This is a genomic window from Aeromonas sp. s9 (assembly GCF_040907765.1).
GTDB lineage: Bacteria > Pseudomonadota > Gammaproteobacteria > Enterobacterales > Aeromonadaceae > Aeromonas > Aeromonas caviae.
In genome coordinates this window covers 12,906-36,546 of the sequence record NZ_JBFOCK010000017.1, presented here as the reverse complement: position 1 = coordinate 36,546, position 23,641 = coordinate 12,906, and the positions used below count along the sequence as shown (strand labels likewise).

At 64.3% G+C, this 23,641-nt stretch carries 21 protein-coding genes and 1 pseudogene; 13 read left to right on the top strand and 9 right to left on the bottom strand.

The genetic code is table 11. From position 1 onward, the window contains the following. Positions 1-59: 59 nt before the first annotated feature. The 5 genes from htpX to bioB form a co-directional block, all read right to left on the bottom strand. Entirely contained in the window at positions 60-932 is an 873-nt protein-coding gene (htpX, locus tag AB5Y54_RS03485) for a protease HtpX (protein WP_010674070.1), read from the bottom strand. 113 nt (positions 933-1,045) lie between these two features. Next, positions 1,046-1,726: a dethiobiotin synthase gene (gene bioD / locus AB5Y54_RS03480; protein WP_141116465.1), complete on the bottom strand. Its 681-nt coding sequence runs from the start codon at positions 1,724-1,726 to the stop codon at positions 1,046-1,048. A gap of 108 nt (positions 1,727-1,834) precedes the next feature. Beyond that, a complete protein-coding gene (gene bioC, locus AB5Y54_RS03475; protein WP_041212694.1) occupies positions 1,835-2,638 on the bottom strand; it encodes a malonyl-ACP O-methyltransferase BioC in 804 nt (267 codons plus the stop codon). Then, positions 2,628-3,824, bottom strand: a complete 1,197-nt coding sequence (bioF, locus tag AB5Y54_RS03470) for an 8-amino-7-oxononanoate synthase (RefSeq protein WP_368153248.1) — start codon at positions 3,822-3,824, stop codon at positions 2,628-2,630. Before bioF ends, bioC begins: the two co-directional genes overlap by 11 nt. Beyond that, entirely contained in the window at positions 3,821-4,909 is a 1,089-nt protein-coding gene (gene bioB, locus AB5Y54_RS03465) for a biotin synthase BioB (RefSeq protein ID WP_368153247.1), read from the bottom strand. The genes bioF and bioB overlap by 4 nt, the downstream gene beginning before the upstream one ends. A gap of 193 nt (positions 4,910-5,102) precedes the next feature. Here bioB and bioA point away from each other — a divergent pair, with 193 nt between their 5' ends. Both bioA and AB5Y54_RS03455 read left to right on the top strand, forming a co-directional pair. Then, positions 5,103-6,377 (top strand): adenosylmethionine--8-amino-7-oxononanoate transaminase, encoded by a 1,275-nt coding sequence (bioA, locus tag AB5Y54_RS03460; protein ID WP_368153246.1) that lies wholly within the window; start codon positions 5,103-5,105, stop codon positions 6,375-6,377. A 135-nt stretch (positions 6,378-6,512) separates the two neighbouring features. Continuing rightward, positions 6,513-7,334 (top strand): HAMP domain-containing protein, encoded by an 822-nt coding sequence (locus AB5Y54_RS03455; RefSeq protein WP_368153245.1) that lies wholly within the window; start codon positions 6,513-6,515, stop codon positions 7,332-7,334. On the opposite strand, the gene AB5Y54_RS03450 is transcribed toward AB5Y54_RS03455, so the two are convergent. After that, entirely contained in the window at positions 7,322-7,696 is a 375-nt protein-coding gene (locus AB5Y54_RS03450; RefSeq protein WP_223915971.1) for a hypothetical protein, read from the bottom strand. The genes AB5Y54_RS03455 and AB5Y54_RS03450 overlap by 13 nt on opposite strands. Before the next feature lie 168 nt (positions 7,697-7,864). Here AB5Y54_RS03450 and asnS point away from each other — a divergent pair, with 168 nt between their 5' ends. From asnS to AB5Y54_RS03435, 3 genes are all read left to right on the top strand, one after another. Then, positions 7,865-9,265: an asparagine--tRNA ligase gene (gene asnS, locus AB5Y54_RS03445; RefSeq protein ID WP_039039869.1), complete on the top strand. Its 1,401-nt coding sequence runs from the start codon at positions 7,865-7,867 to the stop codon at positions 9,263-9,265. A 352-nt stretch (positions 9,266-9,617) separates the two neighbouring features. Next, positions 9,618-10,961 (top strand): anaerobic C4-dicarboxylate transporter, encoded by a 1,344-nt coding sequence (locus AB5Y54_RS03440; RefSeq protein ID WP_039039870.1) that lies wholly within the window; start codon positions 9,618-9,620, stop codon positions 10,959-10,961. Between the two features lie 126 nt (positions 10,962-11,087). Beyond that, entirely contained in the window at positions 11,088-11,744 is a 657-nt protein-coding gene (locus tag AB5Y54_RS03435; protein WP_368153244.1) for a hypothetical protein, read from the top strand. 70 nt (positions 11,745-11,814) lie between these two features. On the opposite strand, the pseudogene AB5Y54_RS03430 reads toward AB5Y54_RS03435, so the two are convergent. Beyond that, a pseudogene (locus tag AB5Y54_RS03430) lies at positions 11,815-12,953 on the bottom strand (M20 family metallopeptidase). A 137-nt stretch (positions 12,954-13,090) separates the two neighbouring features. Beyond that, a complete protein-coding gene (gene dcuC, locus AB5Y54_RS03425; RefSeq protein WP_183148764.1) occupies positions 13,091-14,467 on the bottom strand; it encodes a C4-dicarboxylate transporter DcuC in 1,377 nt (458 codons plus the stop codon). A gap of 285 nt (positions 14,468-14,752) precedes the next feature. Here dcuC and AB5Y54_RS03420 point away from each other — a divergent pair, with 285 nt between their 5' ends. The 7 genes from AB5Y54_RS03420 to AB5Y54_RS03390 all read left to right on the top strand — a co-directional run bounded on the left by AB5Y54_RS03420 (position 14,753) and on the right by AB5Y54_RS03390 (position 20,949). Further along, positions 14,753-15,067, top strand: coding sequence for a hypothetical protein (locus AB5Y54_RS03420; RefSeq protein WP_010674057.1), 315 nt, complete (start codon positions 14,753-14,755; stop codon positions 15,065-15,067). Between the two features lie 375 nt (positions 15,068-15,442). Then, positions 15,443-15,793 carry an ArsC family reductase gene (locus AB5Y54_RS03415; RefSeq protein WP_039039874.1) on the top strand — a complete coding sequence of 117 codons (351 nt, stop codon included), beginning with the start codon at positions 15,443-15,445 and terminating at the stop codon, positions 15,791-15,793. 22 nt (positions 15,794-15,815) lie between these two features. Beyond that, the gene (gene dapE, locus AB5Y54_RS03410) at positions 15,816-16,943 is read left to right on the top strand and encodes a succinyl-diaminopimelate desuccinylase (protein ID WP_368153243.1); all 1,128 of its coding nucleotides are present in this window, start codon (positions 15,816-15,818) and stop codon (positions 16,941-16,943) included. 29 nt (positions 16,944-16,972) lie between these two features. After that, positions 16,973-17,659, top strand: a complete 687-nt coding sequence (locus tag AB5Y54_RS03405; protein ID WP_029314223.1) for a M15 family metallopeptidase — start codon at positions 16,973-16,975, stop codon at positions 17,657-17,659. Then, the gene (locus AB5Y54_RS03400; protein ID WP_010674048.1) at positions 17,659-17,805 is read left to right on the top strand and encodes a hypothetical protein; all 147 of its coding nucleotides are present in this window, start codon (positions 17,659-17,661) and stop codon (positions 17,803-17,805) included. Before AB5Y54_RS03405 ends, AB5Y54_RS03400 begins: the two co-directional genes overlap by 1 nt. A gap of 267 nt (positions 17,806-18,072) precedes the next feature. Continuing rightward, positions 18,073-19,800: a potassium/proton antiporter gene (locus AB5Y54_RS03395; protein WP_041215565.1), complete on the top strand. Its 1,728-nt coding sequence runs from the start codon at positions 18,073-18,075 to the stop codon at positions 19,798-19,800. A 45-nt stretch (positions 19,801-19,845) separates the two neighbouring features. Next, positions 19,846-20,949 (top strand): beta-N-acetylglucosaminidase domain-containing protein, encoded by a 1,104-nt coding sequence (locus AB5Y54_RS03390; protein WP_368153240.1) that lies wholly within the window; start codon positions 19,846-19,848, stop codon positions 20,947-20,949. Positions 20,950-21,091: 142 nt separating this feature from the next. Here AB5Y54_RS03390 and AB5Y54_RS03385 read toward each other — a convergent pair whose 3' ends face one another. After that, entirely contained in the window at positions 21,092-21,724 is a 633-nt protein-coding gene (locus tag AB5Y54_RS03385; RefSeq protein WP_039039878.1) for a LysE family translocator, read from the bottom strand. Between the two features lie 164 nt (positions 21,725-21,888). Between AB5Y54_RS03385 and AB5Y54_RS03380 the strand changes: the two genes are divergently transcribed. Then, complete coding sequence (locus tag AB5Y54_RS03380; RefSeq protein WP_368153239.1) at positions 21,889-23,511, top strand: methyl-accepting chemotaxis protein; 1,623 nt, start codon at positions 21,889-21,891, stop codon at positions 23,509-23,511. Positions 23,512-23,641 lie beyond the last annotated feature (130 nt).

Here is a 23,641-nt window from a genome sequence, read left to right as displayed (position 1 = left end):
CGTCCCCGGAATGCAAAACGGCTGCCCGAGGGCAGCCGTTTTCTTTAGATGACTGGCTATCAGCCACGCAGGGCGGCGATGCGCTGCTCGATGGGCGGGTGGCTCATGAACAGCTCGCTCATGGAGCGCTTGCCGTTGATGCCGAACGCCATCATGGAACCCTCCATCTGCGGCTCGGCACCGCGGGCGAGACGCTGAAGCGCGGCGATCATCTTGTCGCGGCCGGCCAGCTTGGCGGCACCGGCGTCGGCACGGAACTCGCGCTGACGGCTGAACCACATGACGATGATGGAGGCGAGCACGCCGAACACCATCTCCAGCACGAACACGGTGATCATGTAGGCGAAACCGCCGGTGCTGCTGCTCTCTTCCTCGTTGTTGGAGCTGAAGAAGTTGCTGATGACGCCGGCCACGATGCGGGCGAAGAACATCACGAAGGTGTTCACCACCCCCTGGATCAGGGTCAGGGTCACCATGTCGCCGTTGGCCACGTGGCTCACCTCGTGGGCCAGCACGGCTTCCGCCTCGTCGCGGCTCATGCTGTAGAGCAGACCGGAGGAGACGGCGACGAGGGAGTCGTCACGGCGGGCGCCGGTGGCAAAGGCGTTCATCTCGGGGGAGTCGTAGATCCCCACTTCCGGCATCTTGATGCCAGCCTCACGGGCTTGACGGGCAACAGTGCTCACCAGCCAGTGCTCGGTCTCGTTGCGGGGCTGCTCGATGACCTGGACGCCATAGCTGCGCTTGGCCATCCACTTGGACATCAGCAAGGAGATAAAGGAACCCCCAAAACCGAACACGGCGCAGAACACCAACAGACCGGAAATGCTGGACTTGTTGATCCCCAGAACCGAGAACAGGATATTGAGTACCACCCCCAGCACCAGCATGACGGCCAGGTTGGTCACCAGGAATAGCATAATTCGCTTCATATTGACTCCTTGTGAGATATGGATGCATGGTTCGGGGCGCCCCAAGGGCGACCGATGCCACACTTGCCCCAGATAATAGACAGACTCGATGAATGTTTGCTGAATGTCTGGCCTCAGAGCAAGGGCGACACATCGAGACAGTGGTGCAAATCCACCTCATTCACCGCGTCCACGAAGGGGAGCTCCCCCAGAAATGGGGCCGGCAACATAGCTTTCAAGGTGTCCAGGTTCTCCTCGTAGCGGCTCATGTGCGGATCCACCCGGTTGATGACCCAGCCCGCCAGGGTCAACCCCTGCTGGCGAATGGCGCTGACGGTGAGCAGGGCATGGTTGAGGCAGCCCAGCCTGGCCCCCACCACCAGGATCACCGGCAGCCGCTCCTGAGCGACCCACTCCGAGAGCAGACGCTGATGATCCAGCGGCAGGAACCAGCCCCCCGCCCCTTCGACAATGACGAGATCGGCCCCAGCTCCCTCAATCTCCCGCAAGCCGGCGGACAGCCCCTCGAAGGGGATGCTCGCCCCCCGCTCACGGGCGGCGATATGGGGGGCGATGGGCGGCTCGAAGGCATAGGGATTGACCTGCTCGTAGGGCAGCGCAACCGTGGCCGCCTGCTGCAACAGCAAGGCATCCAGATTGCGAAGCCCCTCCGGGGTGTGGGTGCAGCCCGCCGACACCGGTTTGTACCCGGCGCAGCGAATGCCTCTGGCGGCAAGCGCCAGCAACAGGGTGCGGGCCACCAGGGTCTTGCCCACGTCGGTGTCCGTGCCCGTGATGAAATAGGATGTCCCCATGATCTTTCCTCGATGCAGTGCAGGGGCGCAGAGGCGCCCCGATATCCATGGTGAAAGGCAGGCGCACGTCCTGCCGCTGAAGGGGTGGGTGCGCCGGGTCTTTTTGTGTCAGCGCCGCACCAGGCGCCCGAGGCAGACCTCGTAGCTGGCGGCCAGCAGGCCGTCCGGTTGACGGTGGCGCTCGTAGGCCTCCCCCAGTCGCACCAGGCGCTGGCGATGACCCAGGCCCGCAGACCGCTCGTCGTTGACCTGGCTCGCGCCTATCCCCTTGAGGTCGCGCAGCAGTCCGCTGAGCGCCGGGTAGGCGAGGGACCAGGTCAGCGGGCAGAGCGCCGGGGCCTCGAAGCCCCCGTCACGGGCCGCCTGCTGCAACTGGGGCAACGTCAGGAAGCGATTGACATGGTCACGACCATCCACGGCCCGCCAGGCCTCCCGCAGTTGCCACAGTGACCCCGAAAGCAGGGTCGAGAAGAAGACCTGGCCACCGGGTTTGAGCACCCGGTTGAGCTCGGCAAAGGCCTGGGCCGGCCGCTCGCACCACTGCAGGGCCAGGCTGGAGAAGACCCAGTCCAGGCTCTGGTCGGCAAAGGGCAGCCCCTCCGCATCGCCGCACACCAGGCGGGCTCCGCTGCCGCGAAGGGCCGCCTGGGCCAGCATGCCGGGAGCGAGATCCAGCCCGGTCAGCGTCTCGCAGCGCGGCGCCAGGGCAGGCAGGAAGAAACCGGTGCCGCAACCCAGATCCAGCCCGGCCCCTGAGCGCACCTCTTTCACGCCCCCCTCATCCATGCGCGCCAGCAGCGACTGCCCCACCTCCTGCTGGAAGCGGGCGTGGGCGTCGTAGTGGCGAGCCGCCGCCCCGAAGCGGCGGGCGAGCTGCGCCTTGTCCACCGACTGGAAACGCTCATGCACCATGGGCGCCCCCTCTCTCGTCGGTGGATGGGCGGGGCCCCAGGGCCTCGAGCAGGCGATCCACGTCATCTTCGCCATGGGCGGCGCACAGGGTGATGCGAAGGCGCGCCGTGCCGACCGGCACCGTGGGTGGGCGGATGGCGCCAGCCCAGACACCGCGCTCCCGCAGCCGCTCGGCCAGTTGCAGGGCAGCGACGCTCTCCCCCACCAGCAGCGGCTGGATGGGGGTATCGCTTGCCCCAAGCCGCCAGCCGAGCGCCTGCGCCCCCTGCCGGAACCGGGCGACAAGGCGAGCCAGGTGGGCACGAGCCTCGTCGGCTACGCGTACCAACTCAATGCTCTGGCGCACGGCGCACGCCTGGGCGGGGGGCATATGGGTGCTGTAGACATAGTGGCGGGCAAAATTGACCAGGTACTCCACCAGCTCGCGACTGCCACCCACAAAGGCGCCGGCCACCCCGAGCGCCTTGCCGAAGGTCCCCATCTGGATGTGCACGCTGACCGGGTTCACCCCCTGGGCCGCCAGGGTGCCGCGCCCTTCGGCACCCAGCACGCCGAGGCCGTGGGCATCGTCAATCATCAGCCAGTTGCCGCTTCGGGATGCGAGTGTGGCCAGCTCAGCCCAGGGGGCCTGATCCCCGTCCATGCTGAAGACCCCTTCCGAGACGATCAGGCCCCGGTTTGGCTCAAGCAGCCGCTCAAGGGCCGCCATGTCGTTGTGGCAAAAGCGCTTCATCTTGCAGGGGAGCTGGCTCCCCATCTCCTGCAAGGAGGCGTGGTTGAGCCTGTCCTGCCACAGCAGATGATCCTTGCCGAGCAGGGCCTTGAGCACCGCCTGATTGGCGGAGAAGCCGCAGTTGAACAGCAGCACCGCCTCCACCCCGAGCCACTCGGCAAGCGTCTCTTCCAGCTGCTGGTGAGCGCGGCTGTAACCGGTCACCAGGGGCGAGGCACCTGCCCCCGCGCCATATTGCGCCACCCCCGCCGTGAAGGCGGCCTTGATGGCGGGGTGACCCGCAAGGCCCAGGTAGTCGTTGCCAGAGACGTTGAGGTAATCGCGCCCCCCGACCCGGATCCGCCCGCCGCTCGCCACATCCACCGGGGTACGTCGGCGCAGCAGGGTGGCCTGTTCACGCTCGGCCAGCGCCTCCCCCAGGGCAAAGGGGCCGGTAACAACGGGCGTCATCATGGACGGAGGACATCTGCGCGGGAACGGGTGGCATCGTAGAAGAGTTCGCTCGGCTCGCTCTGGCGGTTCACCTCGGCCAGCAGCTCCTCCTCTTGAACCTGATCCGGCTTCTGGACCCGCTGGGCGGGGCGAATGCCAAGGCGCTTGAAGAGCTGCATGTCGCTGCTTTCGTCCGGATTGGGGGTGGTCAGCAGCTTGCAGCCATAGAAGATGGAGTTGGCCCCGGCCATAAAGCACATGGCCTGCATCTGCTCGTTCATCTTCTCCCGCCCGGCGGAGAGGCGCACGTGGGAGGCCGGCATCATGATGCGCGCCACGGCGATGGTGCGGATAAATTCGAACGGGTCCAGGTTCTCCTGGTTCTCCAGGGGCGTCCCCTTCACCTTGACCAGCATGTTGATGGGCACGCTCTCCGGGTGGCGCGGCAGATTGGCGAGCGCCATCAGGAGGCCCGCCCGATCTTTCGCCTGCTCCCCCATGCCGACGATGCCGCCGGAGCAGACCTTCATGCCGGCGCCGCGCACATGCTCCAGGGTGTCGAGCCTGTCCTGATAGGTGCGGGTGGTGATGATGTCGCCGTAGAACTCCGGCGAGGTGTCGAGGTTGTGGTTGTAGTAATCGAGCCCAGCAGCCCCGAGCCGCGCCGCCTGATCGGCGGTCAGCATCCCGAGCGTCATGCAGGTCTCCATGCCGAGCCCGCGCACCTCTTCAATCATGCGCAGGATGTAGGGCATGTCCTTCTCTTTCGGGTTGCGCCAGGCCGCCCCCATGCAGAAACGGGACGAACCATTGGCCTTGGCCTCCCGGGCCCGCTCCAGCACTTTTTCCACCTCCATCAGCCGCTCGGTCTCGAGCCCGGTGTGGTAGCGAGCGCTCTGGGGACAATATTTGCAATCTTCCGGGCAGGCCCCGGTCTTGATGGAGAGCAGGGTGCTTACCTGCACCTCGTTCGGGTCGAAATGGGCGCGGTGCACTGTCTGGGCCTGGAACAGCAGATCGTTGAATGGCAGGGCAAAGAGATCCTGAACCTCGGACAGGGTCCAGTCGTGACGAAGGGCGTGGGCGCCCGCGGTGAGAGCATTCATACATGGCTTCCGGTTGTTATTGGTGGGATCCTGCGCCGCGCTCAAGAGAGCGTTCGCCGCAAGACCCGCCAGCTGGACAGCGCGATGCCAGGGCGTTCGCGAAGCCAAGTGGCTGAAATTGTTGGCTAGTGTAGAGAGCATGCGTAGACTGTCAACACCGACCAGATCAAATCAATTGACAATAGAACACAAAATGACCAATCAAGAATTCGACCTGCACCACGTCTGGCACCCCTATACCTCCCTCACCCATCCCCTGCCCTGCTATGAAGTGGCCAGCGCCAAAGGGGTGACCCTCACCCTGACGGACGGGCGCGAGCTGGTGGATGGCATGAGCTCCTGGTGGGCCTGCGTTCACGGCTATCAGGTGCCGGAACTGGACGCGGCCGCCACCGCCCAGCTCGGCAAGATGTCCCACGTGATGTTTGGCGGCCTGACCCATGCCCCGGCGGTCGAGCTCTGCCGCAAACTGGTGGAGATCACCCCGAAGGGGCTGGATCGGGTCTTTCTGGCGGATTCCGGCTCGGTGGCGGTGGAGGTGGCCCTCAAGATGGCCCAGCAGTACTGGCATGCCAAAGGGACGCCCCGCGCCAAATTCGTTGCCCTTCGGGGCGGCTATCACGGCGACACCTTCGGCGCCATGAGCGTGTGCGACCCGGATGGCGGCATGCACGAGCTCTACCAGGGCTTCCTGCCCGAACACCATTTCGTCGAAGCGCCCAGCTGCCGCTTCCACGCCCAGTGGGACGAGCAGAGCGTGGTGGAGCTGGCCACCCTGGTGGCGGATCATCACGAGGAAATTGCCGCCATCGTGCTCGAACCCATCGTCCAGGGGGCGGGCGGCATGCGCTTCTATCACCCCCGCTACCTGCAGTGGGTGCGCGCCCTGTGCGACGAGTTCGGCGTGCTGCTCATAGCAGATGAAATCGCCACCGGCTTTGGCCGCACCGGCCAGATCTTTGCCTGCGACTGGGCGGGGATCAGCCCCGACATCATGTGCCTGGGCAAGGCGCTCACCGGCGGCTACCTGACGCTGTCGGCCACGCTCACTACCGAGCATGTGGCTCGCACCGTGTGTGACGGCAAGGCGGGCGTCTTCATGCACGGTCCCACCTTCATGGGCAACCCGCTTGCCTGCGCGGTGGCCAACGCCTCCATCGATCTGCTGCTCGCCTCCCCGTGGCAGGCGCGGGTGCAAGCCATCGAACACCAACTCAAAACCGAACTGGTGGAGCTGACCCTGCACCCGGCGGTGGCGGATGTGCGGGTGCTCGGCGCCATCGGGGTGGTGGAGATGAAGGAGCGGGTGGACGTGGCGCGCATCCAGCGCAAGTTCGTGGAGCTGGGCGCCTGGATCCGTCCCTTTGGCAAGCTCATCTACCTGATGCCTCCCTTCGTCATCACCCCTGAAGAGCTGCGGGTATTGACCGGCGCCATCCACGAGGCCATCACCATCGGCGAATATTGAGTCCGGATGAACGGGCCCTGCATGAGAACGCAGGGCCTTTCGGCGCTTTTTCATCAGAATGTGAGCAAGACACCAAAACCCGTCCGGCGAGGAGAGTAGACTGCGCGGGTTTTACCCAACAGATGTACCAGTCCCATGCGCCTCTCCATTGCTGCCAAGATCAACTTCTTCCTGCTCTTCATCTTCTCCATGGTGTTGGTGTTTTCTGCGGCCTATCAGGCGGTACGCGAGCGTGACCTCATCCTGACCCTCATCAAGGAGCAGAGCCGCGAGCAGACCGAGGCCTACTTCGACGGCCTCAACATGCTGATGCTGACCGGCAAGATGGACGCCCGCGACACCCTGCGCGCCAAGTTTCTCGATCACGCCCACGTGGAAGATGCCCGCATCGTGCGCGGGGCGGCGGTCAACAAGCAGTACGGGCCGGGCCGTGACGACGAAGCCCCGAAGGACAGGTTTGATGCCCTGGCGCTGGCGGGCAAGGGGAGCCTGGAGGTAGAGCATGACGGCATGCACAGCCGGCTGGTGGTGACCCGCCCGCTGCTGGCCAGAAAGGGTTTTCGCGGTACCGACTGCACCAGCTGCCACCAGGTGCCGGAAAACACCGTGCTGGGGGCGGTGCGTTTTGACTACTCCCTCGACACCCTGTTTACCCGGGTGGAGCAGAACATCCTCACCTCGGCCCTGAGCCTCACCCTCATCTTCGGGCTGGGACTCCTGCTCACCCTCTGGGTCATCCGCACCTGGATAGTCCGCCCCCTCAACCAGCTGACCCGCTCCATGGAGGAGGCCACCGATCGCAACGACTTCGGCCACAGGCTGGAGGGGGATGAAGGGGACGAGATTGGCCGGGTGGCGCTCGCCTACAACCAGATGCTCGACAGCGTGGAGCGCCAGATAGGCAAGCGCCCCGCCTCTCAGGGGCTGGATGACGGCGACCGCCCTCAGCCCCGGTAGTAAAGCAGCAGGCAGGCCACCAGGATCAGCAGCAGGATGAAGAGATTGACGTGGCGGGCATCTTCCTGCCGACGGCTGCGGCCACGGGCCAGCACCAGCACCACCAGGGTCAGCAGGCAGCAACCCCAGAGCCCACGCTCCAGCCAGGGGGTAAGCAGGGGGTCCCAGCTCTGGCGCACCTTGACGCCCCCATAGACCAGAAAGCCGTAAGCCACCTCTGGCCGGGCGAAGTGATAGAGGGAGAGCAGGGCGACAAAGCCGCCCCAGCAGAGGATCACCAGCCCCTGCAACACCCGTATCCAGCCATCCGGCCCCCGCCTGCGCTCCTTCACCTTCACCCCCGTCCAGCCGCCATGATCCATGCACGATGCATGGGGAAATCCCCGCAAGGGTCCGACATTTTTGCTTGTTTATCAAACCTGCGCGGGTAAGATGAACGGCTTAGTCTGCCATGGTGGGCCAACTGCGCCCGGGCCAGACCCCTAGTGTTGCAAATAGCGCTGCAAGAACAAGCTGGAGACAATATTTCGATGACGCACGCATCCGTAGTTGATGTGCTGGCCGGTAAGTATTCGGTCGGCACCACCCTGACTGTGAAAGGGTGGATCCGGACCCGCCGCGATTCCAAGGCGGGGATCTCATTTTTGGCCGTTTCCGATGGCTCCTGCTTCCATCCGGTGCAGGCCGTCGCCCCCAATACCCTGGCCAATTACGAGAATGAAGTGCAACGTCTGACCACAGCTTGCTCCGTCGAAGTGACCGGCACCGTGGTCGAGTCCCAGGGCAGCGGCCAGGCGTTCGAACTGCAGGCCACCGAGGTCAAGGTGGTGGGCTGGGTCGAAGATCCGGACACCTACCCCATGTCTGCCAAGCGCCACAGCATCGAGTACCTGCGCGAGCAGGGCCACCTGCGTGCCCGCACCAACATCGTCGGTGCCGTGACCCGGGTGCGCAACTGCCTCTCCCAGGCCATTCACCGCTTCTTCCACGAACAGGGCTACCTCTGGATCGCGGCGCCCCTCATCACCGCCTCCGACACCGAAGGGGCCGGCGAGATGTTCCGCGTCTCCACCCTGGACATGGAAAACCTGCCGCGCACCCCCGAAGGCAAGGTGGACTACGACAAGGACTTCTTCGGCAAGGAGACCTTCCTGACCGTGTCCGGCCAGCTGAACGTCGAAACCTACGCCTGCGCCCTGTCCAAGGTCTACACCTTCGGCCCGACCTTCCGCGCCGAAAACTCCAACACCAGCCGCCACCTGGCCGAGTTCTGGATGGTGGAGCCGGAAGTGGCCTTCGCCGATCTGGAAGACAACGCCGCCCTGGCCGAAGCCATGCTGAAGTACGTCTTCAACGCCGTGCTGACCGAGCGCCGCGACGATCTGGAGTTCTTCGCCCAGCACGTGGACAAGGACGCCATCGGCCGTCTGGAGCGCTTCGTCGCCTCCGACTTCGCCCAGATTGACTACACCGACGCCATCGACGTGCTGCAAAACTGTGGCAAGAGCTTCGAGTTCCCGGTCTCCTGGGGCATCGATCTCTCCTCCGAGCACGAGCGCTACCTGGCCGAGGAGCACTTCAAGTCCCCGGTGGTGGTGAAGAACTACCCGAAGGACATCAAGGCCTTCTACATGCGCCTCAACGACGACGGCAAGACCGTTGCCGCCATGGACGTGCTGGCCCCGGGGATCGGCGAGATCATCGGCGGCTCCCAGCGTGAAGAGCGTCTCGAGGTGCTGGATGCCCGTCTGGCCGAGATGGGTCTGAACAAGGAAGACTACTGGTGGTACCGCGATCTGCGTCGCTACGGCACCGTGCCCCACTCCGGCTTCGGTCTGGGCTTCGAACGCCTGGTGGTCTACGTGACCGGCATGGGCAACGTGCGCGACGTGATCCCCTTCCCCCGTACTCCCCGCACCGCCGAGTTCTAAGGCGACCCGCCCACTCGCACCGTGCAAAAGCCGACCCCCGGGGTCGGCTTTTTTTATGCCCGCCTCGCTCTTCCCGCCCCCGTTATTCCCGCCTTTTGCATGCCCAACCCTGTGCGCTCCCTCACCTTTCCCGTCATTTATCTGGTGTGCGCCAGGAAGCGGTCCCCTGTTCAAGGGCTGAACCGTAGTTTTTATGCACTTAAATCGGAAAAAAGCCGGTTGTTGAAGCAACTCAATTTTTTACCCCTTTAGGGGTGACAAAATATCCATTAACCCTTCAGGGGTAATTAATGACAGCGGATCCCGGGCAGCTGGCCGATGGGGACATGGATAAAACACACGAGGTAATGGAATGATCTTGATGGAATTTTTGGTGGTACTCGGTTGCTTGCTGCTGGGTACCCGCTTCGGGGGCATGGGGCTGGGTCTTATCAGCGGCATTGGTCTGTTCCTGCTGACCTTCGTCTTCGGCCTGGTGCCGGGCGAGCCGCCGGTACAGGTGATGCTGACCATACTGGCGGTCATTGGCTGCGCCGCCACCCTGCAGACCGCCGGCGGTCTCAACCTGATGATGCAGGTGGCCGAGCGTCTGCTGCGCCGCCACCCCCAGTACATCACCCTGCTGGCGCCGCTCACGACCTGGACCCTCACCTTCCTGTGCGGCACCGGCCACGTGGTCTACACCATGTTCCCCATCATCGCCGACATCGCGCTGCAGAAGAACATCCGCCCGGAGCGCCCCATGGCAGTGGCGTCCGTTGCCTCCCAGATGGCCATCTGCGCCTCGCCGGTCTCGGTGGCCGTGGTTTCCATGGTCTCCATCCTGGCGGCGGCTCACGGCGTGGGTCAGGCCTACGGTCTGCTCGACATCCTGATGGTCGCCATCCCCTCCTCTCTCACGGGGGTCATGATGGCGGCCCTGTGGAGCCTGCGCCGCGGCAAGGATCTGGACAAGGACGAGGAGTTCCAGGCCAAGATCAAGGACCCTGCCCAGCGGGACTTCATCTACGGCGGTGGTGAAACCCTGCTCAACACCAAGTTCCCGAAAGAGGCCTACTGGTCCACCTGGATCTTCTTCGCCGCCATCGCTGCCGTGGTGCTGCTGGGGGCCGATGAGGCGCTGCGCCCCGTCTTCACCATCAAGGAGAAGACGGGCCCCCTCTCCATGAACCTGGTGATCCAGATGATGATGCTGATCGCCGGCGCCATCATCCTGATGCGCTGCAAGGTCAAGCCGGGGGAGATCGCCAACGGCGCCGTCTTCAAGGCGGGCATGGTCGCCATCTTCTCCGTGTTCGGGGTCGCCTGGATGAGCGAAACCTTCTTCCAGGCCCACATGCCGCTGCTCAAGGAGACCCTGGCCCACGTGGTACAGGCCCAGCCCTGGACCTACGCCCTGGTGCTCTTCCTCATCTCCAAGCTGGTGAACAGCCAGGCCGCGGCGCTCACCGCCATCGCCCCCATGGGGCTGGCGCTGGGGGTCGAACCCAAACTGCTCATCGCCTTCCTGCCGGCGAGCTACGGCTACTTCGTGCTGCCGACCTACCCGAGCGATCTCGCCTGCATCGGTTTCGACCGCTCCGGCACCACCCGCATCGGCAAGTTCATCATCAACCACAGCTTCATCATTCCGGGCCTCATCGGGGTGGTGACCTCCTGTACCCTGGGCTTCATCCTGACCAGCATCCTGCTGTAACAGGCATCCAGTGCGAACGGCTCCCCCGTGGGAGCCGCTTTTTTATCCCCGCATCTCCGACCCGCGCTTTGCCATCGCCCCCCACTCTGGGTAGCATGACCCCTCTTTTCTTTGCGGAAATCCCCCATGTCTCGCGTCATCCTGCTCTGGAGCGGCGGCAAAGATGCTATGCAGGCCCTCTGCCACGCCCGGGAGTCGGGCCATCAGGTGGTGGCCCTGGTCACCTTTGCCCCGCCAGCGCCCCGCTTTCTCGCCCATCCTCTGTCACAGGTTCGCCGTCAGGCGGCGGCCCTCGCGCTGCCCCATCGGCTGGTCACCATCGAGGCGCCCTTCGATCTCGGTTATGAGCGGGCCCTGGCGGCATTGAAAGAGGAGTGGCAACTCGATGGGGTCGTCACCGGCGACATCGACAGCGTGGGGGGCGCGCCGAACTGGATCCGCGAGCGCTGTCGCCCCCTGAGGCTCACCGTTCACACCCCGCTCTGGCAGCAACCCCGCGAGGCGTTGCTGGCGGACCTGCTGGCCCGCGGCATCGTCGCCCACCTCTCCTGCGTCGATACCCGGGTACTGGCCCCCGAGTGGGTGGGGCGCAGGCTCGATGCTGGCACCCTCAGCGATCTGCAGCAACTGGCGGATCGGGATGGCTTCGATGCCTGCGGCGAGCAGGGGGAGTACCACACCATGGTGACCGACGGCCCCGGGTTTGCGGCGCCGCTGACGCTCGGCCACTGGCAGGTGGCGCGCCAGGAGCACCTCGCCTATCTGCTGGAGGACGAGGAATGACGTCTCACGAGGGCGACACATAAAAAACGGGAGGCGCTGGCCTCCCGTTTTGCTTGTCCTTAACGTTGACCTATTTGGCCAGCTTGCCCAGCACCCGCTTAAGCAGGCGGATGCGCGGCTCGATGCTCTCCAACAGCAGGAACTCCGCCTCCGAGTGGAAGCCGCCCCCATGGGGCCGAAGCCATCGAGGGACGGCACGCCTGCGGCCGCGGTGAAGTTGGCATCGGAGCCGCCACCGGCCTCCAGCCAGGTGAAGGGGACGCCCTCCTCCCTGCCTGCCGCCTCCACCAGTGCCATCAGGGCCTCGGTGTCGCCGCTCGGGCGCATCGCGGGCTTGAAGCTCTGGCGCGCCACCTCGACCCGGCAACCGGCGAGGAAGGGGTTGTTGGCCATGAAGGTGAGCCGGTCGTGCACCGCCTGCGCCTCTTCGTTGCGCCAGAAGCGCAAATCCACGATCGCCTCGGCAAAGTCGGGCACCACGTTGACGCCGGTGCCCCCCTGCACCACCCCCACGTTCATGGTGGTGCCGGTCTCCATGTTGACCTGTTCGTTGATGGCGAGCACCCAGTGGGCCAGCTCCGTGATGGCGGAAATCCCTTGTGCCAGGGCCGAGCCTGCATGGGAGGCCTTGCCGTGGAAGGTGATGCGGTACTTGGCATTGCCCTTGCGGGCGCTGATGAGATCCCCGCTCGGGCGGGCCGCCTCGGCCACCAGCACGCAGCCGCTCTGTTTGGCTTTTTTCACCAGCCATTCTTTGGACCAGGGGGAACCAATCTCCTCGTCGCAGTTGCAGCAGACCAGCACCTTGAGCCTGGCCAGCACGGCCGGGTCCAGCTCTTTCAAGGCATACCAGGTGGAGAGCAGGCCGCTCTTCATGTCCGAGACGCCGGGGCCAAACGCCTGATTGTCTTCGATTTTCAGCGGGCGTTTGGCCGCCGTCCCCTCGGGGAAGACGGTGTCCATGTGGCCCACCAGCATGACGTCGTAGTGATCCGCCCCCGGGGCATTGGTTGCCTCGAGGCAGGGGCCGCACTCGGCGGCGAACTGGTGGCGGGTCACCTGCCAGCCGATGGCCTCATATTTCTCGGTCATGATATCGGCGACCCGGGCCACCCCGGCCGGGGTGCGGGTGCCGCAGTCGAGGTTGATGAGCGGGGCCAGATCCGCCAGATAGGTATCGAGTGAAAACGGGCGCGTGAGGTCGTTCATTGTCTTCTCCATGGAACAATCTGCGTAAAACACAGACTGTTTTTGCAACGATAAGAGTGGGCGGGCACTCGGCGCCGCCTCGTCAACGGCGGTCGGCCAGCGTGGATCAACTGGCCGCCGCCTCTACACCAGAGCCTTTACATGAACAGCAGATAGTTGAGGAGCAGCGCCGTCACCAGGGCCCCCGCCATGGGCACGCTGGTGCGCTTGACCACCACGAAGGGAGAGACCTTGGCGATGCCCGCACAGGCGATGAGCACCGCCGCGATGGGGGAGACGGTGCGACCAATGCTGGAGGCGAGCTGCATCGGCAGCAGCATGGTCACCGCCGGCACGCCAAACTTGGCCGCCACGGCGGGGGCCAGGGAGGAGAAACTGAGGAAGGCCGCGTTGCCCGAGCCCATGATGACCGCCGCCACCATGATGAGCCCCACCATCACCAGGGTCATCAGACCGCTGCCGATGCCGGCATTGCTGGCCGAATGGAGCAGGGTGTCGATGGCGCCGATGGCCTTGAGGGATTCGGCGAAGAGCTCGGCACAGACGATGAGCGCCACCACGGGGCCGAACACCTTGCCCATGCCGTCGAGGAAGCTCGACAGCCCCGCGAAGGCGGTGCGCACCGAGCGGGTGCGCAGCAGCTCGCACAGCATGCCGATAAAGACCGACAGCAGCATGGCCACCTCCACGCTGACGCTGATGGTGGTCACCAGGAGCTTGGAGAAGGTCATCATCAGCACGAAGGGGATGATGGGCAGCAGGCCGTACCAGGTCGGCGCGGCCACCTCGTCTGCCCCTTTTTCGTCAAGCTCCGCGTGTTCGCCGCGATGCAGGGCCGGATCCCAGCCCTCCTGGCGGTCACAGTGCCGCTGCCAGAAGAAATGCAGCACCATGGTCACCAGCAACATGGGAGCCACCAGCCAGATCTGGTAGTCGACGAAATAACTGGTCGGATCCATGCCGGACTGGCCGGCGGAGAAGATGGCGTTGGTCTGGGTCGGGCCGATTTCGAACGCCTGGGAGGTGGCGATGACGCCGCAGGCGGAAGCCGGGCTGATGCCGAGGTTGCGCATCACCGGGTACATGGTGACCATCAACAGCAGGCCTAGGCCGGTGGCGGAGGTGACGAACAGGGAGACGAAGACCGCCACCAGGTAGCAGATGGCCAGCATCAGGTAGCTGGACTGGATGCCCGCCACCGGTTTGACCGCCACCCGCACCAGGGCCTGGGAGGCGCCGATATGGGACATGTAGGTGGCAAAGCCCGCCACCGCCATGATGGTGAGGCCAAGGCCCGCCGCACGGTAGGAGAAGATCCCCTTGAACACCTCAAACAGATCGAACAGGGCAAACCCGGTGCTCTTGTCGGCGGGCAGTATGGGGTGCAATCCCAGCCAGTAGGCGACGGTGAAGAGGGCCATGCCCGCCAGCGCCAGCACCGCCTGCGGGTTGTAATCCTTGATGATGCCGTAGACCACGGCGATCAGCACGAGCAAGACGAAGACGAGTTCCAAGGTGCACTCCTGACAAGATTATCGAGAAGCGCAATCTAGTGGGGGATCTCCCCTTTCCTCTTGATCACCATCAATAAAGATGGAAAAAGCAAACGGTTGTAGATTTTTACTCCAAAAATAAAACTAAAAACGACATTTAACATCACGAAACTGGATCTAGAATGCACCCCAGGGTATCCCTGACCGACAACCGCCACTTTGTTTGCGTTGGATCAACATCCCGCCGGGGTGAACTGGCCAAGATGCCCGTCGACACAGAGCGACCATTTCGCACCGGAGAGAGTTATGACAAACCAAGCCACCGCAGGCACCCCGACCTGCGACTGCAAGCTGTGGGACATCCTCGTCGAGTCTGCAAAGGAACGCACCACCATTCGTTACTCCAAACTGGCCAGGCAGGCCGGGCTGGAGCAGTGCCAGGATGAACTGCGCACCCTGCTGCAACGCATCCGCATGTATTGCACCGAAAATCACCTGCCCATTCTCTCCGCCATCGTGATGGATGACGTGGGCAAATACGCCGGCCTCTCCTCCAGCCTGCCGGATGCCCCCTGGGAGCGGGCACGGGTCTTCGATCACGAGTGGACCACCCTGCACTGAGTGCCGCCCCCTGAATCCGGAACGCGCCCATACCAGCAGGCGCGTTCTGGTTTTTGGCCCCCACCGTCTCTTCCCCGGCCCCAGCGGCCCCATCCAGCCAGGCCTGCTTCCCTGTGAGGCGCCCTGCCCCCTGTCGTCCTATCCGGCCAGGCGTGCAGCATAAGAGCCTCCTTCCCTCGGTCTCCCCCTTTGATGCCGCAGCGCATCCCGTCCCAGACCAGCGTGTGCTGGCGCGCGGCCCCCTCCCTTCTCCACTCGGCCTGACTGGTAAAACCAGCCCATCCGGCCATGAGCGTTGCCATGGGGGGGCCACAATGCCAGAATCGGGCCCTTGCACGATTTCAGGGCCGCCGGCCCGCAGACAAAGGATCCCCCATGGCCACCACCCTCTATGGCATCAAGAACTGCGACACCATCAAGAAGGCCCGCAAGTGGCTGGAGGAGGCGGGTATCGATTACCGCTTTCACGATCACCGCGCCGACGGTCTGAGCCCGGAACAGCTCGATCTCTGGCTCGCCAAGCTGGGCTGGGAAGCCCTGCTCAACACCCGTGGCACCACCTTCCGCGCCCTGCCGGAAGCAGAAAAACAGGGGCTCGACACCGCCAAGGCCCGTGACCTGCTGCTGGCCCACCCGGCCATGATCAAGCGCCCGCTGCTGGACCAGGACGGTACCCTGACCCTGGGCTTCAAGGCAGACCTCTATCAATCCCTCTTCTCCCGTTAACTTTTTCTGTTAAGGAACACCGATGTCGGACATCATCACACTGGCCAAGGATTTGATCAGCCGCCCCTCCGTGACCCCCCTGGATGAAGGGTGCCAGACCCTGATGGCGGAGCGCCTCGCGCGCCTGGGGTTCGTCATCGAACCCATGGTCTTTGAGGACACCACCAACCTCTGGGCACGCCGTGGCAGCGAGGGTCCCCTCTTCTGCTTCGCCGGCCACACCGACGTGGTACCCGCCGGCCCCCTGGAGAAGTGGGACACCCCGCCATTCGAGCCGACCATCAAGGACGGCATGCTCCATGGCCGGGGCGCCGCCGACATGAAGGGGTCCCTGGCCGCCATGGTGGTGGCGACCGAGCGCTTTGTGGCCGAGCACCCGGACCACAAGGGCTCCATCGCGTTTCTCATCACCTCGGATGAAGAGGGGCCCTTCATCAACGGCACGGTACGCGTCATCGACACCCTGGAGGCACGCAACGAGAAGATCCGCTGGTGCATCGTCGGCGAACCCTCCTCCACCGCCCAGGTCGGGGACGTGGTGAAGAACGGCCGTCGCGGCTCCATCACCGGCGATCTGCTGGTGCGCGGGGTGCAGGGCCACGTCGCCTACCCCCATCTGGCGGACAACCCTATCCACAAGGCGGCACCGGCGCTGGCGGAGCTCGCCGCCATCGAGTGGGACAAGGGCAACGTCTACTTCCCCCCCACCAGCTTCCAGATCGCCAACATCCAGGGCGGCACCGGCGCCTCCAACGTCATTCCGGGGGAGTTGCAGGTCCAGTTCAACTTCCGCTTCAGCACCGAGCTCACCGATGCGGCTATCCGCGAGCGGGTCGAGGCGCTGCTGACCCGTCACGGCCTGGACTTCGAGCTGAAGTGGACCCTCTCCGGCCAGCCCTTCCTGACGGACACCGGCGCCCTGCTGGAAGCCACCGTCGCCGCCGTGGCGGCAGTGAACGGCCAGCAGCCGGCCCTGCTCACCACGGGGGGCACGTCCGATGGGCGCTTCATCGCTCCCACCGGGGCGGAAGTCATCGAGCTCGGCCCGGTCAACGCCACCATCCACAAGGTGAACGAGTGCGTGAAGGCGGACGATCTGGATCTGCTGGCGGACATGTACCAAGGGGTGCTGGCACGACTGCTGGCATGAGCGGTGCTCCGGACAAGAGAGACCAGACCATGAATCAGGATCAACTGCTTGGGCTGGATGAGAGCCACCTCATCCTGGTGGGGCGCGGCCCCCATCGTCTGACCGCCGCCACCGCGGCGGCCTTCAACGACATGCAGGTGGCTGCCGCCCATGCCGGTTTCAACCTGCAGGCGGCCTCCAGCTGGCGCGGCTTCGAGCGCCAGCTCGCCATCTGGAACGGCAAATGGCGCGGGGAGCGCCCTCTGCTGGATGCGCACAACCAGCCCCTCGATGCCCTGCAACTGGGCGAGACCGAGCGACTGCACGCCATCCTGCACTGGAGCGCCCTGCCCGGCACCAGCCGCCATCACTGGGGCACGGATCTCGACATCTACGATCCGGACTGCCTGCCCGCCGGCACCCGGCTCGCGCTGGAACCCTGGGAGTACGAGGCGGGCGGCTGGTTTGCCGATTTGCGCGAATGGCTGGACGATCACATGAACGACTTCGGCTTCTTCCTGCCCTATGCAAAAGGGGAGCAACCGGATCAGGGGGTGGCCTACGAGCCCTGGCACCTGAGCTTCGCGCCCGAATCCGACGGGCTGGCCCTGGATCCGGCGGCGCTGGCGCTTTGTCTGGAACGGGCGGATATTGAAGGCAAGGAGTGCATCCTGGCTCATCTCGACGAGATCCTGGCCCGCTATGTCACCCCGGCACACCACGAAAGGAGATTCTGATGAGCTTGTGGTTATGGATAGGCTTGCCGCTGCTGTTTTTGCTCGGCCTGTTTCTCAACGCCATCAAGGACATGAAGCAGCTCGAGAAACAGCTGCCCAAGTACAAGGACAAGATCCGGGAGGTCAAGGACGACGAGGACGACTGACCCCCTCGCAGGAGCCCGTCGGCGCTCCTGCACCCTTCCCGTCCACGGTATTTTTTCGCCCTCTGCCGCCCCCTGAGCCGGCACTGAAAGCTCCATCCATTGCCCCCTTTCCCTTCGCTTTCCCGCGCGGGCACGCCGCCCTCGCCCTGCTTGAAAACTGCGCAACAAACGTAAAAAACTGCAAAACAATGCACAATTAAGCCACACAAAGGGGGTCAATCTGCATATAATGTGCCTGTTTTGCAGCCCGCCATAAGGAGTTCGCCATTGGATGCCACCACCGTCAACAGTTTCTTCTTCATCGGTGCCCTGTTGGTGGGCGCCAGTGTCCTGTTGAGCGCGCTCTCCTCCAGAGTCGGCATCCCCATCCTGGTCATCTTCCTCGCCGTCGGCATGCTGGCGGGTGAGGATGGTCCCGGCGGCATCCACTTCGCCGACTACTCGGTCGCCTACCTGGTTGGCAACCTGGCACTGGCCATCATTCTGCTGGACGGCGGCATGCGCACCCGGGTCTCCTCCTTTCGGGTCGCGCTCTGGCCCGCGCTCTCGCTGGCCACGGTCGGGGTGGCCATCACCACCGGCCTCACGGGCCTCGCCGCCGCCTGGCTGTTCGACCTCAACCTGATGCAGGGGATGCTCATCGGTGCCATCGTCGGCTCCACCGATGCGGCGGCAGTCTTCTCCCTACTCGGCGGGCGCAGCCTTAACGAGCGGGTCAGCGCCACCCTGGAGATAGAGTCGGGCAGCAACGACCCCATGGCGGTCTTTCTCACCGTCACCCTGATCGAGGTGCTGGCCACCGCCCAGCAGGGGCTGGATGCCGGCTTCCTGCTGTTGCAACTCGTCAAGCAGTTTGGTCTGGGCGCTGGCATCGGCCTTGCGGGGGGCTGGCTGCTGTGGAAACTCATCAACACCGCTCGCCTCGCCCCCGGTCTCTATCCCCTGCTCACGGTGAGCGGCGGCCTGCTCATCTTCGCCCTCACCACGGCGGTGGGGGGCAGCGGCATCCTCGCCATCTACCTCACCGGCCTGCTGCTTGGCAACCTCTCCCTGCGCAGCCGCAGTACCACCCTCTCCGTGCTGGACGGCCTGACCTGGCTCAGCCAGATCGGCATGTTCCTGGTGCTGGGGCTGCTCGCCTCTCCCCACAAGTTGCTGCCCATCGCCCTGCCGGCGCTGGCTCTGGCCATGTGGATGATCCTGTTTGCCCGTCCGGTGTCGGTCTGGATTGGACTGCTACCGTTCAAGAACTTCGCGCCGCGCGAGCGCTGGTTCATCTCCTGGGTGGGGCTGCGCGGCGCCGTGCCCATCATCCTGGCGGTCTTCCCCATGATGGCGGGGCTGCCCAATGCCCAGCTCTACTTCAATGTCGCCTTCTTCGTGGTGCTGGTTTCGCTCATCCTGCAGGGCAGCTCGCTGCCGCTGGCATCAAAGCTGGCGCGAGTGGAGGTGCCCGCACCGCCCTCTCCCATCAACCGCTCTGGGCTGGAAATCGATCTCGACAGCCAGTGGGAAACCTTCGTCTATCGCCTGAGCGCCGAGAAGTGGTGCATCGGTTCGCCCTTGCGGGAGCTGCGCATGCCCCAAGGCACCCGCATCTGCGCCCTGTTCCGCGGCCAGGAGCTGCTCCACCCCTCGGGCAGTACCTGCCTGCAATCCGATGACATCCTCTGCGTCATCGGCCACGAGCACGACCTGCCCGCCCTCGGTCAGCTCTTCAGCCAGGCGCCGGAGCAGGATCTGGGCCCGCGCTTCTTCGGTGACTTCCTGCTGGAGGCCAACGCCAGGCTGGTGGATCTCGCCCCGCTCTACGGGCTGGATGTGAGCGAGGTGGCGGATCAGAGCCTCGGCGATTTTATTGCCCATCAGTTGGGCGATAATCTGGTGGTCGGTGACCATGTCGCCTGGCAGGGACTGCTCTGGACGGTGGCGGAAATGGAAGAGGGTGAACCCCGCAAGATAGGGGTACGCTTCCTGGAAGAAGACCCCGTCTAGGCGCCGGCCATCGTAGCCCGCATTTGTGTGAGAAGGGAGTGAACCATGCCTTATCAAACCCTGTTGTCCGGTCTGTATCCTCCCTCGCCCAAGCTGGGCCTCATCGAGGGTTTCTTTGGCAAGGGCTGGAGCTGGGAAGCCCGTGCCCGCTACGCCCAGTGGCTGCCCCGCCACGGCTATGGCTTCTACCTCTACGCCCCCAAGGAAGACGGCTACCTGCGCAAGCACTGGGCCACACCCTGGCCCGCCGACCAGCTTGAAGCCCTGTGCCAGCTCGCCCGCCAGTGCCGGGAGAACGGTCTGGCCTTCGGGGTGGGCCTGAGCCCCATGGGGGCCCATCACGACTATGCCCGCCAGCGACCCGCCCTGCTGGAGAAGGTGAGGCTCATCGAGGAGGCGCTCAAGCCCGATATCCTGGCGATCCTGTTTGACGACATGAAGGGGGACACCCCGGATCTCGCCCACTGGCAGCTCACCATCGCCCACGACATCGCGGCCCACACCGACGCAGGCCGCCTGCTGTTCTGCCCCAGCTACTACAGCACGGATCCGGTGCTGGAGAAGGTGTTCGGTGCCATGCCCCCCCACTATCTGCAGGATCTGGGTCAGGGGCTCGACAGGCGCATCGATGTCTTCTGGACCGGCCCCAAAGTCTGCTCCACCGAGTATCCGGCTGCCCACCTCAAACAGGCCGCCGACTGGCTCCATCGCAAGCCCTTCCTGTGGGACAACTATCCGGTCAATGACGGCAGCAAGGCGAGCAGCTTCCTGCACCTGCGCGCCTTCGAAAACCGTCCGGCAGAGCTGGCGGATCTCGTGAGCGGCCATGCGGTCAATCCCATGAAGCAGGCGGCCCTCTCGGCACTGCCGCTCGCCACCCTGCCCATGAGCTACAAGCTCGGCAAGCAGTACGATCCTGACAAGACGCTGCACGCCTCCCTCAACGCCACCTGCGGGCCGCAGATCTCCGCCATGATCCAGGCAGACCTGCCGCTCTTCCAGGACATCGGTCTGGCCCAGCTCACCCCCGAGCAGATCATCCATCTCAAGAGCCGCTACCTGCCGTTCCAGGATCAGGCCTGCGTGAACGAGATCCTGCGCTGGCTGGCCGGGGAGTACGTGTTCGATCCGGACTGCCTGACCGACTGACCTCATGAGTCCATGAAAAGTGGGTTCATAAAAAAACGGGCCCATGTAAAAGGCCACCTCCCGGGCAGGGAGGTGGCCTTTTTGCATCATCTCTCTTCAGGTGCCCCATGGCGTCACATAGGGCGGCAGATTGAGCGGGTGTTTAACCGAAGGCCAGCCAGACCCCGACAAACAGCATGAGAGAGCCCGCGATCCGGTTCATCAGAGTGACATTGCCGCTCTTGGCGAGGAAATGGCGCAAGGTGCGGCCACCGCTGGCATAGAGCATCAGGCAGGAGAACTCGATGACCAGGATGAGCGCGACCAGGGCCCCTATCTGGGGTGCCATCGGCTTGGCCGCATTGATGAAGGGGGGCAGCAGGGAGACCATGAAGGCCCACCCCTTGGGGTTGGCGATGGCGGTCACGAAACCCTGCACGGCCAGTCCCATGGGGCTGGTCTGCTGGCCCGCCGAGAGATCCGCCGGGATGGCCATCTTGCCCTTGGCCTGCCACATCTGGATGCCAAGCCAGACCAGGTAGGCGCCACCTACATATTTGAATGCAGAGAACAGGGCCGGGTAGTTGAGCATGACTGCCGCCACCCCGACCACCGACAGCACGGAGACCAGGCCGACGCCGACAAGCTCCCCCCACATCATGTGCAGGGTACGGCGCACCCCCAGACTCATGCCCAAGGTCATCGCCAGGGTCATGCACATACCGGGGGTTACTGAGACAAAAAAGAACGTGGGAATAAAGAGCGCCAAGATGGCGGGATCAATCCAGTCGGACACACTACACCTCCAGGGTAACAAGCAGACGATCTTGCCTATCACACTCTTTTAACACAAGAAAAACCTTTTCATTCAGCAAGAATTCAGCATTAAAAAACCTGTGACAAGGATTGTCGCGCCTGTGTAAGATGCCGCCTCACTCCTCTTTCGGGTTAGGATCTTTCATGTCATTGAATAATCTGTCCATTCGTCTTCAAGTGCTTATCCCTCTCCTGCTCGCCAGCCTGTTGATGCTGCTGATGGCCGTGATCAGCAAACAGGAAATCGACGGTGCCATTCAGGACATGAATGAAACCACCGCCAGCGTCACCCGCCACAAGGACGACATCGCGGCCCTGATCCACGCCACCTACCGGCTGCGCACCAACGCCATCTACGGCCTGTACGATGAGGCCCTCTTCTCCCAGTTGCCGGCCCAGCTCTCCGCCGCCGAACAGGAGATTGGCGCCATCCTGACCAGACTGGTTGTCACCGGTGCCGAGCAGGACAACCGTCAGGTCGCGGCCGCCCTGCAGGCCTACCTCGGCCATACCCGCAGCAGCATGCTGCCCCTGCTGACCGCCAAGTACCAAGGCAGTGGCGATCCCGCCGCCTATGAGCAGGCCCGCCTGCACTTTCGCGATCTGGGGGAGGCGCTCATCAAGCAGATCGATGCCATGTCCGTCCACATCAATCAGCTGACCCAGACTGAGATTGCCGAGGAGCAGGCCCACTACCGCACGACCCTGCTGCGCACCCTGCTGCTGATGGGGGGCACCCTGATCGCGGCCCTGCTGGGTGGCTGGTGGATCTCCGGGCGCATCGTGCAGCCCATCGGCCAGTTGCAGGAGGTGATGCACGCCGTCGCCCTCGGCCGCTTCAACGTGCGTGCCAATGCCGAAGGCAACAACGAGCTGGGCCAGCTCGCCAGGGATATCAACCGGACCCTGAGCCAGCTTGCCAACACCATCCAGACCCTGACCGGCATCAGCGGCAATGTGGCCTCCGCCGCCACCGAGCTTGCCGCTGTGATGACCCAGGCAGAGGTCAACGCCCAGCAGCAGCGCGGTGAGACCGAACAGGTGGCCTCCGCCGTCACCGAGCTGGCCAGCACCGCCGACAACGTCAACCACAACGCCGCCCTGGCCGACGAGCTGGCCCGGGATGCCAACAGTCGGGTCGAGCAGGGGCTGGCCCTGTTTGCCGAAAGCATCGAGGCCAACGGCCGCATGGCGGGCAGTCTGGAGAACGCCGCGACTGTGGTGGCCAGGCTCAAGTCCCAGTCCGAGCAGATCGGCAAGGTGATCGAAGTCATTCAGAGCATTTCGGAGCAGACCAACCTGCTGGCCCTCAACGCCGCCATCGAGGCGGCCCGCGCCGGTGAAAGCGGCCGCGGCTTTGCGGTGGTGGCCGACGAAGTGCGCCTGCTGGCCGCCCGTACCCAGGACTCCACCAAGGAGATCCAGGCCATCATCGAACAGTTGCAGAGCCAGTCCCTCTCCGCCAACAGCGGCGTGCAGCAGACCCTGGAGATCCTCGGCCACAACCAGCAGCTCTCCGCCGAGGTACAGGCCTTGCTGGGGGGCATCACGGACGCGGTCAACCAGATCAACGGTGCCAACGCCCAGGTGGCGACCGCGGCAGAACAACAATCCTGCGTCACCGCCGACATCAGCCGCAACCTCACCAACATCCACGAGATCGTGAACCAGAACGCTGCCGGCATCAGCCAAAGTGCCGCCGCTAGTCACGAACTGTCACAGCTCGCCGAGCAGCAGCGCAGGCAGCTCGCCCAGTTCCAGCTCTGATCCCGAGAGGGTCTCTTCGATACCGCGGGGCCCGGCGCTGGCCCCGCACTTGCCCCTCCCCCTTCACGCCTCCTGTTTAAAACGGGTTTTTGCCATCAAGGTGTCATTGGGGGCTGGGCTGCATTCGCAA

Coding starts and splice junctions, on each gene's coding strand:
- htpX (WP_010674070.1), bottom strand. CDS start 932: ATGAAGCGAATTATGCTATTCCTGGTGACCAACCTGGCCGTCATGCTG.
- bioD (WP_141116465.1), bottom strand. CDS start 1,726: ATGGGGACATCCTATTTCATCACGGGCACGGACACCGACGTGGGCAAG.
- bioC (WP_041212694.1), bottom strand. CDS start 2,638: ATGGTGCATGAGCGTTTCCAGTCGGTGGACAAGGCGCAGCTCGCCCGC.
- bioF (WP_368153248.1), bottom strand. CDS start 3,824: ATGATGACGCCCGTTGTTACCGGCCCCTTTGCCCTGGGGGAGGCGCTG.
- bioB (WP_368153247.1), bottom strand. CDS start 4,909: ATGAATGCTCTCACCGCGGGCGCCCACGCCCTTCGTCACGACTGGACC.
- bioA (WP_368153246.1), top strand. CDS start 5,103: ATGACCAATCAAGAATTCGACCTGCACCACGTCTGGCACCCCTATACC.
- AB5Y54_RS03455 (WP_368153245.1), top strand. CDS start 6,513: ATGCGCCTCTCCATTGCTGCCAAGATCAACTTCTTCCTGCTCTTCATC.
- AB5Y54_RS03450 (WP_223915971.1), bottom strand. CDS start 7,696: ATGGATCATGGCGGCTGGACGGGGGTGAAGGTGAAGGAGCGCAGGCGG.
- asnS (WP_039039869.1), top strand. CDS start 7,865: ATGACGCACGCATCCGTAGTTGATGTGCTGGCCGGTAAGTATTCGGTC.
- AB5Y54_RS03440 (WP_039039870.1), top strand. CDS start 9,618: ATGATCTTGATGGAATTTTTGGTGGTACTCGGTTGCTTGCTGCTGGGT.
- AB5Y54_RS03435 (WP_368153244.1), top strand. CDS start 11,088: ATGTCTCGCGTCATCCTGCTCTGGAGCGGCGGCAAAGATGCTATGCAG.
- AB5Y54_RS03420 (WP_010674057.1), top strand. CDS start 14,753: ATGACAAACCAAGCCACCGCAGGCACCCCGACCTGCGACTGCAAGCTG.
- AB5Y54_RS03415 (WP_039039874.1), top strand. CDS start 15,443: ATGGCCACCACCCTCTATGGCATCAAGAACTGCGACACCATCAAGAAG.
- dapE (WP_368153243.1), top strand. CDS start 15,816: ATGTCGGACATCATCACACTGGCCAAGGATTTGATCAGCCGCCCCTCC.
- AB5Y54_RS03405 (WP_029314223.1), top strand. CDS start 16,973: ATGAATCAGGATCAACTGCTTGGGCTGGATGAGAGCCACCTCATCCTG.
- AB5Y54_RS03400 (WP_010674048.1), top strand. CDS start 17,659: ATGAGCTTGTGGTTATGGATAGGCTTGCCGCTGCTGTTTTTGCTCGGC.
- AB5Y54_RS03390 (WP_368153240.1), top strand. CDS start 19,846: ATGCCTTATCAAACCCTGTTGTCCGGTCTGTATCCTCCCTCGCCCAAG.
- AB5Y54_RS03380 (WP_368153239.1), top strand. CDS start 21,889: ATGTCATTGAATAATCTGTCCATTCGTCTTCAAGTGCTTATCCCTCTC.